This is a genomic window from Streptomyces sp. NRRL B-1140 (assembly GCF_001280065.1).
GTDB lineage: Bacteria > Actinomycetota > Actinomycetes > Streptomycetales > Streptomycetaceae > Streptomyces.
The window spans coordinates 1-13959 of record NZ_LGEA01000108.1; the positions used below are offsets into that span (position 1 = coordinate 1).

Annotated in this window: 13 protein-coding genes; 6 read left to right on the forward strand and 7 right to left on the reverse strand. The window is 70.5% G+C overall.

The window, feature by feature from the left end; genetic code table 11:
• Positions 1–741, reverse strand: a 741-nt coding sequence (locus tag ADK65_RS24945; protein WP_159038814.1) for a HAMP domain-containing protein, incomplete at its 3' end; no start/stop codon positions are given.
• A 265-nt stretch (positions 742–1006) separates the two neighbouring features.
• On the reverse strand, positions 1007–1411 hold the full coding sequence (locus tag ADK65_RS24950; protein ID WP_053672783.1) for an STAS domain-containing protein: 405 nt from the start codon (positions 1409–1411) through the stop codon (positions 1007–1009).
• A gap of 106 nt (positions 1412–1517) precedes the next feature.
• Here ADK65_RS24950 and ADK65_RS24955 point away from each other — a divergent pair, with 106 nt between their 5' ends.
• Entirely contained in the window at positions 1518–1847 is a 330-nt protein-coding gene (locus ADK65_RS24955; RefSeq protein WP_053672800.1) for a helix-turn-helix transcriptional regulator, read from the forward strand.
• A gap of 115 nt (positions 1848–1962) precedes the next feature.
• On the opposite strand, the gene ADK65_RS24960 is transcribed toward ADK65_RS24955, so the two are convergent.
• The 4 genes from ADK65_RS24960 to ADK65_RS24975 all read right to left on the reverse strand — a co-directional run bounded on the left by ADK65_RS24960 (position 1963) and on the right by ADK65_RS24975 (position 5793).
• Positions 1963–2340 (reverse strand): peptidase inhibitor family I36 protein, encoded by a 378-nt coding sequence (locus tag ADK65_RS24960; RefSeq protein WP_053672784.1) that lies wholly within the window; start codon positions 2338–2340, stop codon positions 1963–1965.
• A complete protein-coding gene (locus tag ADK65_RS24965) occupies positions 2337–2990 on the reverse strand; it encodes a hypothetical protein (RefSeq protein ID WP_063788049.1) in 654 nt (217 codons plus the stop codon). Before ADK65_RS24965 ends, ADK65_RS24960 begins: the two co-directional genes overlap by 4 nt.
• Before the next feature lie 346 nt (positions 2991–3336).
• Positions 3337–4644, reverse strand: coding sequence for a glycoside hydrolase family 30 beta sandwich domain-containing protein (locus ADK65_RS24970; protein WP_053672788.1), 1308 nt, complete (start codon positions 4642–4644; stop codon positions 3337–3339).
• 195 nt (positions 4645–4839) lie between these two features.
• Positions 4840–5793, reverse strand: coding sequence for a LysR family transcriptional regulator (locus ADK65_RS24975; protein WP_053672790.1), 954 nt, complete (start codon positions 5791–5793; stop codon positions 4840–4842).
• Positions 5794–5964: 171 nt separating this feature from the next.
• On the opposite strand from ADK65_RS24975, the gene ADK65_RS24980 reads away from it, so the two are divergent.
• The 3 genes from ADK65_RS24980 to ADK65_RS24990 all read left to right on the forward strand — a co-directional run bounded on the left by ADK65_RS24980 (position 5965) and on the right by ADK65_RS24990 (position 11062).
• The gene (locus ADK65_RS24980; protein WP_053672792.1) at positions 5965–7086 is read left to right on the forward strand and encodes a PrpF domain-containing protein; all 1122 of its coding nucleotides are present in this window, start codon (positions 5965–5967) and stop codon (positions 7084–7086) included.
• 116 nt (positions 7087–7202) lie between these two features.
• Positions 7203–8444, forward strand: a complete 1242-nt coding sequence (locus tag ADK65_RS24985) for an SLC13 family permease (protein ID WP_053672794.1) — start codon at positions 7203–7205, stop codon at positions 8442–8444.
• Positions 8445–8608: 164 nt separating this feature from the next.
• Entirely contained in the window at positions 8609–11062 is a 2454-nt protein-coding gene (locus ADK65_RS24990) for a SpoIIE family protein phosphatase (RefSeq protein ID WP_053672802.1), read from the forward strand.
• Between the two features lie 87 nt (positions 11063–11149).
• Here the strand turns inward: ADK65_RS24990 and ADK65_RS24995 are convergent, their stop codons facing one another.
• The gene (locus ADK65_RS24995; protein ID WP_053672796.1) at positions 11150–11707 is read right to left on the reverse strand and encodes a DM13 domain-containing protein; all 558 of its coding nucleotides are present in this window, start codon (positions 11705–11707) and stop codon (positions 11150–11152) included.
• A gap of 319 nt (positions 11708–12026) precedes the next feature.
• On the opposite strand from ADK65_RS24995, the gene ADK65_RS25000 reads away from it, so the two are divergent.
• Both ADK65_RS25000 and ADK65_RS25005 read left to right on the forward strand, forming a co-directional pair.
• Positions 12027–13115 (forward strand): homoserine dehydrogenase, encoded by a 1089-nt coding sequence (locus ADK65_RS25000; protein ID WP_053672798.1) that lies wholly within the window; start codon positions 12027–12029, stop codon positions 13113–13115.
• The coding region (locus ADK65_RS25005) for an aldehyde dehydrogenase family protein (RefSeq protein WP_234352941.1) at positions 13108–13959 on the forward strand (852 nt) is incomplete at its 3' end. The genes ADK65_RS25000 and ADK65_RS25005, both read left to right, overlap by 8 nt.

Consider the following 13959-nt stretch of genomic DNA (forward strand, 5'->3'; position numbering starts at 1 on the left):
CGCGAACGCGGACAACTGGTCCACCATCGTGTTGATGGTGCTCTTCAGCTCCAGGATCTCCCCGCGCGCGTCCACGGTGATCTTCTGCGAGAGGTCGCCTTCGGCGACCGCCGTGGTCACCTGGGCGATGGAGCGGACCTGGCTGGTGAGGTTGCCCGCCATGTGGTTCACGGAGTCGGTGAGGTCACGCCAGACGCCCGCCACGCCGGGCACCTGCGCCTGGCCGCCGAGCCGGCCCTCGCTGCCGACCTCGCGGGCCACACGCGTGACCTCGTCCGCGAAGGCCGACAACTGGTCGACCATCGTGTTGACGGTCTCCTTCAGCTGCAGGATCTCACCGCGGGCAGGCACGTCGATCTTCTGCGAGAGGTCGCCCTTGGCAACCGCCGTGGCCACTTGGGCGATGTCGCGGACCTGAGTGGTCAGGTTGCCGGCCATCGCGTTCACCGAGTCGGTCAGGTCGGCCCAGGTGCCCGAGACTCCCGGCACCTCCGCCTGCCCGCCGAGCGTGCCCTCGGTGCCGACCTCACGGGCCACACGCGTGACCTCCGAGGTGAACACGGACAGCTGGTCGACCATGCCGTTGAAGACTGTGGCGATGTCGCCCATGAGGCCGTCCGCGTCGTCCGGCAGCCGGGTACCGAAGTCCCCGTCGCGGACCGCTGTCAGGCCGGCGAGCAGCCGCCGCAACTCCTGATCACCCGGCACCGCATCGACGACCCCAGTGCTGTCGCTGGTCATGCGCACCCTCGTTCCGCTCCCCAAGAGCCCTCGAAGCCGAGGACTCGGAACCCCCCGAACCGAAGTGCGGCCCGGTTGTCGTGCAAGCGTGTTCCACGGTCACAGATGTGTATGCGATGTGGAAATACGCCGCAGGTTAACCCACGTTTTAAGCCCTGAACAAAGCAGGATCCATCATCCTCGGCCGAACTGCGTCAGCGTGCCCGGAACCCGCGCGGCGGGGGCGGGCGGACCGGCACAGCGCACGGACGCGAGGCGCGCCCGCTCAGGAGACGGCGGCGTCGTCGACGGAGTCCCGGGTCTCCAGGATGGTGTCGACTCCGGTGATCTCGCAGAGCCGCTGCAGGTGCACCGACGGCCCCACGATCCGCAGGGTGCCCGCCTGATGGGTGAGGATGAGCAGGTTCAGCAGGGTGGAGTCGGCGAAGGTGATACCGGAGGCATCCAGGATCACTTTCGGATGCTCGCGGACCGCGACCGTCAGCGCGTCCGCCAATGGCGTGATCGAGTCGATGTCGTAGGAGCCGCGTGCGACGACGACCCAGGCCCCGCGCCATTCGTACTGCAGGACCGCGGCCCCTTCCGAGGCAGACGCGATGGCCTGTTCCGGCAGCGCCTCGGCGCCGGTGTCGCGCGTGAGCGCCGGCGCGCCGGCCTCGTCCCAGGGCATGGTCGGGCTCCTTCTGTGGATCCCCCGAGGGGAGCACGTCATATGTTGCATGAAAAGTATGTCACGTATCTACGTTCCGGCAACAGGCTCCTCTAAAATGCTGCGCATGGTCGGAGTGCCCGAATCCCACAGCGGATGGACGTTCATCACAAGCCACGCGCGCGTACTGGCAGTCATTGCCGACAACCCGAACGTCCGCATCCGCGATATCGCTGCCCGCTGCCGTCTCACGGAACGTGCCGTCTCGCGGATCATCGCGGATCTGGAGCAGGACGGTTACCTCTCCCACACCCGGGACGGACGCACGAACACCTACCGCATCGAGCCGGACAAGGTGCTGCGCCACCCGGCCGAAGCCGGCCTCTCGGTGGCCTCCCTCCTCTCCCTGCTTCTGCAGGACGAGTCGGCACGCGTCAGGAAGCCGGTCTCCCGATAGCCGGTCCGCGGGGCTGCGAGGTCTCGCAGGTCGCCGGCTCTCGTGTCCGGGCCCGGGCGAAGCACGGAGCCTCTGCCTGACGTGCGTCAGGCAGAGGCTCCGGTCGTGCCTCGTGTCAGCAGCTCATGGCCCAGGTGTGGGAATCGCCCCGGTCGTTGGCCGCGCCGTTGTAGCCGACTTCCTGCCCGGGAGTGAGACAGATCGTCATGTGCCCGCCCAGACTGGCGCTGGAGTAGACCCTGACGTGGTCCTTGATACCGGGCCCGGAAATCCCGTGGTTGGCCCAGGAGGAGTCCGTGTCCGCGATCCAGCTCTCCCACCAGCGGTCGTCACCGGACCAGTTGGCACGCTGACCGGAAAAGTCGGCGTTCTGCCAGACGCAGAACTCACCGCGCGGGCAATCGGCGGCGCCTGCCGTGCCGGCCGTGGTGAGAGCACCGGCGAGGAGAAGGAACACCGCTGCGACGGCGGTGTACAGCCTGCTTTTCGTCATGACGGATCGGGGCCTTTCTGGTGGGGGGTGGGGCGGCCGGCCAGCAGCCGGGCCGCCCGGCGCAGTGCGCGGTCGCGCAACTGCTCGTACGTGGCGATGTCCTCGCGGTGCGCGGCGCGAACGGCGTCGAGCCGGGCGGGCTCCAGTCGCGCCCGCAGGTCGTCCAGCCCGCTGTCCCGCGCACACCGGGTGTTTCCCTCGGGGCAGGCGGCCCGGCGCGCGAGCGCTGCCCGGTACCGGGGATCCTGCTCGAGGCGGGCCTGCGCCTCCGGCCGCAGGTTGTTGACGGTGACCTCGACGCGGAACCAGCGGGCTTGGTCGCCGTAGAGATGGCGGTGCGCCCGGGCCAGGCAACCGTCCGTGTGCGTGCGGACGGTGTGACCGGTGGCGAGGTTGACCTCCAGTTCCGCCGGGCCCGTCCCGAAGAGCGCGTCCTCCTGCGAGGCGGACGGATCCGCGGTGCGGTGGGCGGTCATGCACCGGTCCACCAGGACCTGTTGTGCGGCCTTGATCAGGTCGCTGCGCGCCTGCTCCGAGGTCGGCAGTGCCGGTTGCGGTGGCCCGGCCCCGGCACAACCTCCGGCCAGCAGCACCGTGAGTACGGCGGCCGGAACCGTCCGGCTCGCGCCGCGGGCCCAAGCAGCACTCATCTCCACGTCACTTGGAACGATCAAGAACCGGGCAGGACACGGCACTTGAAACGGGTCCGGGAGGCGCCAGGTGTGCGGAGCGCCGGTCGTCCGCCGGCGAGGGGGGCGTGCGCGCGTCGAAACGGCCATGGGGGCGCATCGAGACGGCCATGAGAAACGGTGGGGCCGAGTGCCGGCGTTCGTGCCCTTCGAGGGGACACGGTGGCGTCCTCGCCAGGATGTTGCGGTCTCGTGGCACGGCCCGGCACGCCGGGCGGCGGCCGGGCCGTGGGTCGCAGTCACAGTCGGTCCCCTGCTCTCCGTCGCGTCCCTCACCTCGGGATGCGGGAAAGAGGCAGGGAGATCCTCACCCGGTGACGAAAGTCGTCACGCTCTGAGCGGGAAGCTGACCGGTGAAGGAGCCGTTCGACACGGTGATCCTGCCTTGGGATGCGAGATTCCTGCCGGCGTCCGTCACCCACGAGGACACACCGGTCGAGGGGTTGTTCTGCAGGACGAACTGCTGGCTGACTCGCGCGGTTCCCTTGTTGACGGCGACGATGACCAACCGGGAGCCGCTCCCCTTGTACGCCGAGACGTAGACGTCCGGCTGGGGATTCGGCGTCACGGCGAGGCGTACGTGCCCCGGGCGGACGAACTTGGAGAAGTGCGCCATGCCGGCACCACGTTTGCTGATCCTGCCGTCTTCCCGCATGGGTCCGTAGCCGCGCCGGATGTACCACCACACGTACGCCTGGAACTCGGCGTCCACCATCGCGCGATGGACGTGTTCGGCGACGCCGAGTGCCTGGGGCCAGAGATCGGCCGAATCACTGCTGTTGGGGTAGTAGACCTCCGTCATCCACAGTTCCTTGCCCCCGCCCTTCTGCTTGAAGAGGGGGTAGGGGAAGTTCTGGAACGGTGTGCCGTAGAGGTGCGCCCCGAGGATGTCCACGTTGGCGAGTGCTCCGGCGTCGTTGAGGATCGGGTCCGAGAAGCTCTTCACATACTGGAAGGACTCAGGGGCGATGACCTTGGTACTGATCGAGCCGGCGTTCTCCCGCAGGAACCGGGTCATCTCGCCTGGAGTCCACCAGGTCCAGTCGTGCGCGTAGTCGGGCTCGTTCTGGACGGAGATGGCATACAGGTTCACTCCGTTGTTCCGCATGAAACCGACGAAGTCGTTCAGGTGCTGCGCATAGGCGCCGTACATGTTGTACCGGAGCCGCTTGGCGTTGGTCTGCTGGCCGTGGGTGAAGGTCTCGACCATGTTCGCGGGGGGATTCCAGGGCGACGCGAAGACGGTCGCGCCGAGTTCGATCGCACGCCTGGCGGTGGCGACTTCGCGGTTCCAGTTCGCCCGGTCCTCGGAGACGAAGATCCTCAGCACCGAGAAACCGAGCTGTCCCTCGCCGTTGCCGAACGCCGTGTCCCTCTGAGCGGGCGTCAGGTCACCGATCCAGAGCGGATGGTTCATCCCACCGAATCCGCGGATCGTCTGCCGCGTCGCCGAGGGGTCGACGGTCAGCGCAGCCGCGAGGGACGGTGTGCGAGGTGCTCCCACGGCCGGTGTCGCGGCCGCGAGGACGGGCAGGGCGCCCATCGTCGCCAGAAGGGCACGGCGACTTGGAGATTCCGGTCCTGTGCTGCTGGATCCTCTGCGGTGTAACGGCATGGTTCCTCCTTGGCGGGGGCGTCGCCGGTCTCGGTGTCCGCGCTCTTCGTCCCGGAGGGTGTGGGAGCGCTCCCGTAGGACCGAAAGGTTTCGGGAGATCGACCGATCGTGGAGCGGTGTCAGGAACGTAGGTGCGCGCTCTTCCCTCGTCAAGAGGCGGCTGCGCGGGCCCGCGCCCTCCAGCCGCTCCGGTGATCAGCCGCGCCGTACCGCACCGAGCTGGGCCCGGTGCAGGCCGGGAGCGGTGAACCGCTGCGCCACCGTGCGCAGGACGCGGGCCATCGCCTGGGCGGGTGGAGTGGCGGGGCGGGCCGTGGCGCGGGCGAGCAGGATGCGGCGGGTGGGGGCCGGTACGTCGGAGGCGAAGGGCAGCAGACGTACGTCGCTGCGACGGCTGGTGAGGGCCAGGCGAGGTGCCAGGGCGATGCCCAGCCCGGCGGCGACCATGGCCTGTGCCTCCTGGTAGTCGTGCGAGGAGTAGGCGATGCGCGGCTCGAAGCCCGCCCGGCGGCAGCTTCGGCGCAGGACGTCGGCGACGGGGTGGTTGTCGGCGCGGATGATCCACTCCTGGTCGGCGAGGTCGCCGAGGCGCACGGAGGGGTGGGTGCGCAGGGGGGAGTCGGCGGGGACCACCAGCACCGTGGGATCGTCCAGGAGGTGGGTGAGGGAGAGCGCCGGATCGTCGAGGCGGTTCCACTCGTAGTCCCAGAGCAGCCCCTGCTCCACCTCGCCGGTGTGCAGCATTTCCCGGAGCTCGGCGAGGACCCCGGCGCGTACCTCGATGCGGATGCCGGTGTGACGGCGCCGAAAGCGGGTGAGCGCGAGCGGCAGCAGGGACGCGCTGGCCGTGGGGAAGGAGCCCAGCCGCAGAGTTCCCTGATCGAGGGCCGTGAACGAGTCCAAGTCGGCTTGCGCTGCGCGCAGTTCACGACGGATCGCCTGACCGCGCCCGGCCAGTGCCGCACCCGCGGGGGTGGGGCGGATCCCGCGTGGCAGCCGCTCGATCAGGGGCTGTCCGGCCTCCTGTTCCAGCAGCGACATCTGCTGGGAGGCGGCGGACGTGGTCATTCCCAGAGCCTCCGCCGCGGCGGTGAGCGACCCGCGTTCGGTGGCCTCGGTGAGCAGCAGCAGCCGGCGCACGTTCAGCATGCGTCCGACTTTAGCTGAGCTAAACCCAGGTGAAGCGAACTGCGATTGTTCCGAAGTCACCGCTCTGCGAAGGTCTCCGCAATCGCCGAGCGGTTCACCCGTCCGCAATGCGCTGGTGACCGCCGCCTCGGCCTCCCCCTTCCCCCTCGTCGATCAAGGAAGAGCTCGGACGTGCACACTCCCGCGACCCTGGTGCGTGGCGGCACCAGCAAATGCTGGCTGTTCAATCAGGTCGACGTACCCGCCGGCCGTGGCGAACTGGAGAGTCTCCTGGTCTCCGCGTACGGCTCCACCGACCCGGTGGAACTGGACGGCGTGGGCGGGGCGACCCCCACCACCTCGAAGGCGGCGGTCGTGGGCGCCGCCCCCGACGCGGGCGTGGACGTGGACTATCTCTTCGCTCAGGTGGGCATCGGCACGGGCTCTGTCGAGTGGACGAGCAACTGCGGCAACTGCGCCACGGGCGTCGCGCTGTACGCGGTAGCGAAGGGCATGGTGGCCATCACCGGCGACCGGACTCGTGTGGTGATGCGCAACACCAACACCGGCGCGGTCCTCGAAGGGCTCGTGGACACCACCGGTGGCGTCGTCCACCACTTCGGCCGCCAGACCGTACCCGGCACCCGTGCCGGCGGGGTCGCCGTCGGCCTCACCTTCCGCGATCCGGCCGGCGGCACCACCGGTTCGCTGCTCCCCACCGGGCAGGCAGTGCAGGGGCTGCCGGTCGCCGGAGCGGAGCCGGTACGGGTGAGCATGGTGGACGCCGGAGCACCCGTCGTCCTCGTCGACGCCCTCGGCGCCGGACGCGACGGTGCCGTGCCACTGGAGCGGATGGCCGCGGACGTGCCCTGGCTGCGCACCGTGCGGCATACCGCCGCACCGCTGATGGGGCTGCTCAAGCCGGGCCAGGAACCCGGCGACGCGGTGCCCAAGGTGGGCCTGGTCGGCCCGCCGGTGCCGTACACCACCACCCTCGGGGAACGGATCGCCGCCGAGGACTACGACATCTCGGTGCGCATGCTCAGCATGAACGCCCCGCACCCCGCGATCGGCCTGACCTCCGCCGTCGCCGTCGCGGCGGCCGGGCTCGTCGAGGACTCCGTGGTCTGCCGGACCGCGGGCGGCCCCACCGACGAATGGCTGCGGCTGGGCACACCCGCCGGCATCGTCGCGGTCCGCTGCACCGATGTGCGGGACGGCCTGCCGCAGCGGGTCACCGTGCAACGCGCGGCACGGCTGCTCGCCGACGCCCGCATCTACGTCCCGGGAACAGGCGGCAGCCAAGCCGCCTGAACCGGGACGGACATCACCTCGGCCGGCCGGTCCCCCAGCCGTCCGGACCGGGATACCCTCGCGCCCCCGGGGCGCGCTCCTCCCCCATCGCACCAAGGACGAAGATGTCTGCTGAAGTGATCTCCATAGGCGCGCTGCTGGTGATGTTCGTGGTCGGCACGGTGCTGCCGATCAACCTGGGCATCCTCGCCTTCGTCGCCACCTTCGCCGTCGGCACCGCCTCCCTCGGCCTCACCGAGGACGAGATCTTCGAAGGGTTCCCGGCGAAGCTCTTCGTCACCATCGTCGGGGTCACCTACCTGTTCTCCGTCGCCCGCCGCAACGGCACCATCGACCGGCTGGTCGCGGCCGGGGTGCGGCTGGTGCGCGGCAAGGTCGCCCTCATCCCCTGGGTGTTGTTCCTCGTCGCCGCCCTGCTGACGGCGTTCGGCACCTTCACCCCCGCCGCGGTCGCGATCCTCGCACCGATCGGCATGAACTTCGCCTACCGCTACAAACTCAACCCGCTGGTCGTGGGCATGATGGTGATCAGCGGCGGGCACGCGGGCGCCTTCTCCCCGCTCGCCGTGTCCGGTGCGCTGGTGCTCGGCCTGGTCGACAAGACCGACCTGCACGTGTCCGCGGTGGCGCTGTTCAGCGCCAGCTTCCTGATCAACCTGGTGCTCTCGGCACTGACCTACGTGCTCCTCGCCAAGCGGCCCGTCCCGCTGGCCGAGGGCTCAGAGGAAGCGGCCGAGGGCGAGGAAACCGCCGTGTCCGGCAGGCCCGACTGGCGCCAGTGGCTCACCCTCGCCTGCCTGGCCGCCCTCGTCATCGGCGCCCTCGGCTTCCATCTGGAGATCGGCTTCCTCGCCCTCGCGGCCGGTGCCCTGCTGGCCCTGGTGGACATGAAGCGCCAGGAGAAGGCCGTGGAGGGCGTCAGCTGGTCCACCCTGCTGCTGGTCGCGGGCATGATGACGTACATCGCCATGCTGGAGAAGGCGGGCATCATCGAGAACATCTCCGAGCACGCGGCCGGGCTGGGCGCGCCGGTCGCGGTCGCCCTGCTGCTGTGCTTCACCGTGGCCATCACGTCCGCGTTCGCCTCCTCCACCGCGATCCTCACCGCGATCATCCCGATCGCCGTACCGCTGCTGCTGTCCAGCCATCTCAGCGCCGCGGGGCTGATCGCCGCACTCGCCGTCTCCACGACGATCGTCGACACCTCGCCCTTCTCGACCAACGGCGCACTCGTCCTCGGCAACGCCCGCGGGGTGGACCCCCGGCGGTTCTACCGTCAGGTCATCGGCTACACCGGCGGAATCGTCGCCCTGGGCCCTGTCGTCGCCTGGGGTGCGCTGGTCCTGCCCTGGTCGTAGGGGACCGGGACCTCGGGGAAGCCGGGCCGCGCGCCCGGCACCCGTCGCGCAGAAGGCGCACCAGCCGGAGCGCCATGCAGTGGGGGCCGATCTAGTCTGGAAGCAGCCGCTGGAGACCAGCCCGGACGGGCACGGCAATCCGGACGGAGGCGTGGTACGTGGAGATGGCCGGCAAGCAGGATTCCCCCACGGCCGCTGTGGTGGTGGACCCCGACGGCATCGTGAGCGGCTGGAGCGAGGGGGGCCGGCTGCTGCTGGGCTGGACGGCGGAGGAAACCGTCGGGCGTCCCGTGACCGCCCTGCTGGCCGACCCGCCGCCACCCGGCTTCCCGGAGGACTACGGCGCCGGTCCCGACCCGACGGGGTTCGTCCTCCTGCGCCACCGGGACGGTTCCACCGTGGACGCCGTGGTGACGGCCCACCCGCTGTCCGGCCCGTCCGGGCGGGCGCTGGGCCACGTGGTGACCATCCAGCGCTGGGGACGCCGCCCGGTGGTCGCCGACCGGGCCTTCGAGCAGTCGCCCTTCGCTCTGGGCGTCTACGATCCCGAGCTGCGGTTCCTGTGGATCAACGCCTCCTCGTGCCGGGTGATAGCGCACTCCGAGGAACAAGTGCTCGGCAGGAAGTACCGCGAGGTGCTTCCCGAGTTCGACCGCACCCTGTTTCCCGAGCGGGACGACAAGCCCTACACCGACGCGCTCGCCCAAGTGGCGAGGACGGGCGAGCCCACGCGTCTCATCACAGTCTTCCGCCCGCGCGGCAGCGACTACGCCAACGCCTGGGCCACCAGCATCTGGCCCGTCCGGGATGCCGGGGGCACGGTCCGCGCGATCGCCAACTGGGGATTCGACATGAGCGCCGAGTACTGGGCTCGGCAACGCCTGCTCCTCCTCAACGAGGCAAGCGGCGGCATCGGCCGGACCCTGGACGTGATCGGCACCGCCCAGGAACTGGCCGCGACTCCGGTGCCGGGATTCGTGGACCTCGTCAGCGTGGACCTCTTCGACGAGGTGCTGCGCGGGGAGGAGCCGCCCTCGGGATTGCCCTCCGCCCCCGGCGAGACCATCGGGCTCACCCGTGCCGCAGAGCACAGCACGAAGGCGGACGCCGGCCAGGCTCCGGGCGTCACGACACCGGTCACGCACGCACCCGGTTCCGTCGCCGCCCGCTGCATGGCCGCCGGCAGGTCCACGGTCGAGCTCGCGGTCGAGCCCGGCCAGGGCGGCGAGTGGGCCTTCGGGCCCGGACTCGCCGCCGACCCGGCCCACTGGCCGCCGGGCAACCCCGTCATCGACGCGTCCCTCGCCGGGGACGGGCTGACCGGCCGGATCACCGTGCCGCTCCGGGCGCGCGGAGCGCTGCTCGGCGTCGTCGCGTTCTCCCGCGTCGAGCGCCCCGAGGCCTTCACCGCAGACGACTTGATCCTCGCCGAGGAGCTGGCCGCCAAGGCAGCGGTCGCCATCGACAACGCCCGCCGCTACTCGCGCGAGCGCACCACCGCGCTGACCCTGCAACGCACCTTGCTGCCGCAGGGACTGCCGAACCAGGAGGCGGTCGAGGTGGCCTCCCGCTACCTGCCCGGCGGGACCGGTACGGAGGTGGGCGGTGACTGGTTCGATGTCATTCCGCTGTCCGGCGCCCGGGTGGCCCTGGTCGTCGGCGACGTCGTCGGGCACGGCCTGCACGCCTCGGCCAGCATGGGCCGGCTGCGCACCGCGGTACGCACCCTCGCCGACGTCGATCTGCCACCGGACGAACTGCTGACCCACCTGGACGACCTGGTCCTCCACCTCGCCGGCGACCTCCAGCCCACCGGACACTTCCCGTCGACAGGCGAGTCCGGGGCCACCTGCCTCTACACCGTCTACGACCCGGTCTCACGGCACCTCACGCTGGCGAGTGCGGGCCATCCCCCGCCGCTGATCATCTCGCCGGACGGCAGCCCGACGCCGCTATCCGTCCACCCGGGACCGCCGCTCGGCGTCGGTGGGCTGCCGTTCGAGGCCACCGAGCTCGAACTGCCGGAGGACAGCCTGCTCGCCCTCTACACCGACGGACTGGTGGAGAGCCGCGAGCGCGACGCCGACCAGCGGAGGGCCGAACTGCGGCAAGCCCTGAACCAGTCGACCGCCTCGCTGGAGGTCCTGTGCGACACGGTGATGGACGTCATGCTCCCCCGACGCCGCACCGACGACGCCGCTCTGCTGCTCGTCCGCACCCACGCGCTGGACCCGCACCACGTCGCCGACTGGGACGTCGAGCCCGACACCGCGCAGGTGCCGCGCGCCAGGAAGCTCGCCGTCGACCAGGTGGACGCCTGGGGCCTGGACGAGGCGGCCTTCGTCACCGAACTGGTCGTCAGCGAACTGGTCACCAACGCCATCAGGTACGGCGAACCGCCCATCAGGCTGCGGCTGATCCGCGACACCTCTCTGATCTGCGAGGTCTCCGACGCCAGCAACACCGCCCCGCACCTGCGCCGGGCCCGCGCCTTCGACGAGGGCGGGCGCGGCCTGTTGCTCGTCGCCCAGCTCACCGAGGGCTGGGGCACCCGGCACACCACCGACGGCAAGACGATCTGGTGCGCGCAGAATCTGTCCGATGCCGAGCGGCACTGACGTCCGAGCCCGCGGGCGGTCTTCTCATGCGCTGGCCGGGCATGGCGGCACCCAGGCTCTCGGTCTCCTGTTCCGGCCTGAGAGACCTCAGGCGCGGGCGAGTTCGGCCGCGCCGAAGGAGACGTCGAAGCGGTCGCACCAGATGCTGACGCTGCTGTAGCGCGCGGGGTCGACGTCGTCGGGCAGGGCGTAGTTCTGGCTTCCCTTGTTGCCCTTGAGCTTGCCCAGACTGACGTACTCCCCGTCATCGAAGACGTGCCAGCCGGACTTCCCCTCCTTCACGGGTGCGTCGGTCAGCCACACGCGCAGATCCGGTCCATTGCTGGTGTCGAGGTTCTCCAGCCGGACGACGTGGGAGCCGTCTGCCAGCTGTACGAGCTTCACACTGCCGGATGTCGCGTGCTCGTGGCTGATCAGTTCACCACTCGCCAGCGTCTGCGGCCCGGCCGGGGAGGAGGGCGTCCGGATCTCCGCCGCGGGTGGGGCGGAGGTGGCCGCGGTCTCGGGCAGCGCCTCTTGGACGGTCTCGTCCTGCCACAGCTTCCACGGCTGGAACCAGTACAGTCCGAATCCGACCACGGTCACCGCCACCACCAGCACCCCGGTGACCAACGATCCGGTCACGGCCTTCCGCTCGCGCCTCATCGTCGCCTCGCCCCTTCAGAGTCCGCCTGTTGCTGCCCATTCAACGTGGCGGACTGCCGTCCTGTGGCCCGCAGGAGATGACGGAACCCTTACGCCTGTCGCTGCTTCGGCACGAGGGTGGAGTTCTCGTCGTCCCCAGGCCTTCGCCTTCGGCCGGAACGACCCGGCTCCCACCGGGCCCGGAGCGGGCGAATCGTCACCGCGATCGTGCAGATCGGCATGCCGTGTGGCCGTTGCGGCATGGCGCAGGTGACAGGCGCGCAAACCAGGCTCTGACCAGCCGCACCGTGAAGGCGGCGGACTGTGAAGGAGCGATCTCATGGGCCGATACGATCTCGCCCTCATCGGATTCGGCGGCGTCAACCGCGCGCTTGCCGAACTCATCTCCCGGAACGGGGAACGCCTGGCCGAGGACCTGGGCTTCGCCCTGCGGGTGGTGGCGATCACCGATCTCCGGGCCGGTTCCCTGGTGGACACCGACGGCATCGAGCTGGCGCCGCTGCTGGCCACCGAGCCCGGGAAGCTGGACCTCGCGGGCCTGGCCGGCGGGAGCGCGGATCCGCGCAACGAGTGGGTGATCCGGGAGGTGCCGGCCGACATCGTCGTGGAGGCCACGTTCACCAATCCCACCGACGGCGAGCCCGCCCTGTCCCACGTGCGCTGGGCCCTGGAAGCGGACAAGCACGTGTGCACCACCAACAAGGGACCGGTCGCCCTCGCCGGCCGTGCTCTGAAGCAGCTGGCCGCCGAGCACGGTGTCAGCTTCGAGTTCGAGGGCTCGGTACTCAGCGGCACTCCCGTTCTGCGCACCGCCCAGCGCATGTTCGGCGGCCTGGAGATCACCGGTGTCCAGGGCATCATGAACGGCACCTCGAACTACATCCTGGGCCGCCTCGAAGAGGGCCTCGAACTGTCGGCCGCCATCGCCGAAGCCCAGGACCTCGGGTACGCCGAAGCCGACCCCACCGCCGACATCGAGGGCCATGACGTCCAGCTCAAGGTCATGATCCTCGCCAACGAGGTCCTCGGCGCCGACCTGCGCCGCGAGGACGTCTTCCGCGAGGGCATCTCGGCGATCACACCGGACGAGGTACGGGACGCCGCCCGCAAGGGGCTGCGCTGGAAGCTGGTCGGCTCCGCCATCCGTCACGAGGACGGCGGCGTCGATGCCCGTGTCGCCCCGCTCGCCCTGCCGGCACACCACCCGCTGGCGGGGGTCTCCGGCCCCCTCAACGCGGTCGCCTTCCAGACCGACCTCCTCGGCACCGTCACGGTCAGCGGCCCGGGCGCCGGCCGCATCGAGACCGCCTACGCCCTGCTGTCGGACATCACCGCCATCCACCAGCGCCACGCCGACGACCACGCCGCGCCCACACGCCCCGTTCTGAAGGAGACTCACCGTGTCTGAGACCACCATGGCCCCCGGCGTCGAGCTCGGCGCCGACACGGCGCCCGTACACAACCCCTACACCGGCGAGGTCATCGCCTCGGTGCCCACCGTCGCCGCGGGCGCCGTCGGCGGCATCCTGCGGCAGGCCGGGCGCGGGCGCCGCACCGCGGCCGCTCTGTCCCGTGCCTCCAGGGCCGGGGTCCTGGAGCGCGCCGCCCGCCTGGTCGAGCGGCGCGCCGAGTCCTTCGCCCGGCTGATCGTCGGTGAGGCCGGCAAGACCATCGCCCAGGCCCGCAAGGAAGTCGCCCGCGCGGTCAACACCCTGTCCCTGTCCGGAGCGGAGGCACGGCGCAACGTCGGCGAGGTGATTCCCTTCGACTCCTACGAGGGCTCCGAGAAACGGCAGGGCTGGTTCACCCGCGAACCGCTGGGCATCATCGCCGCCATCACCCCGTTCAACGACCCCCTCAACCTGGTCGCCCACAAGCTCGGCCCGGCCATCGCCGGCGGCAACGCGGTCATCCTGAAACCGTCCGCGCTGACGCCGCTGTCCGCCCTGAGACTGGTCGACACCCTCATCGAGGCCGGCCTGCCCGAGGAGATCGTCACCGTCGTCAACGGCGATGCCGGCATCGCCGCCGCGATCGTCGCCGCCCCCGACGTGCGCATGGTGTCCTTCACCGGCGGATTCGCCACCGGCGAGGCCATCTCCCGCACCGCCGGCCTGAAGAAACTCGCCATGGACCTCGGCGGCAACGCCCCGGTCATCGTCATGGACGACGCCGACCTCGACGAGGCCGTGGCCTCCTGCGTCTCCGGCGCGTTCTGGGCCGCCGGCCAGAACTGCATCGGCACCCAGCGG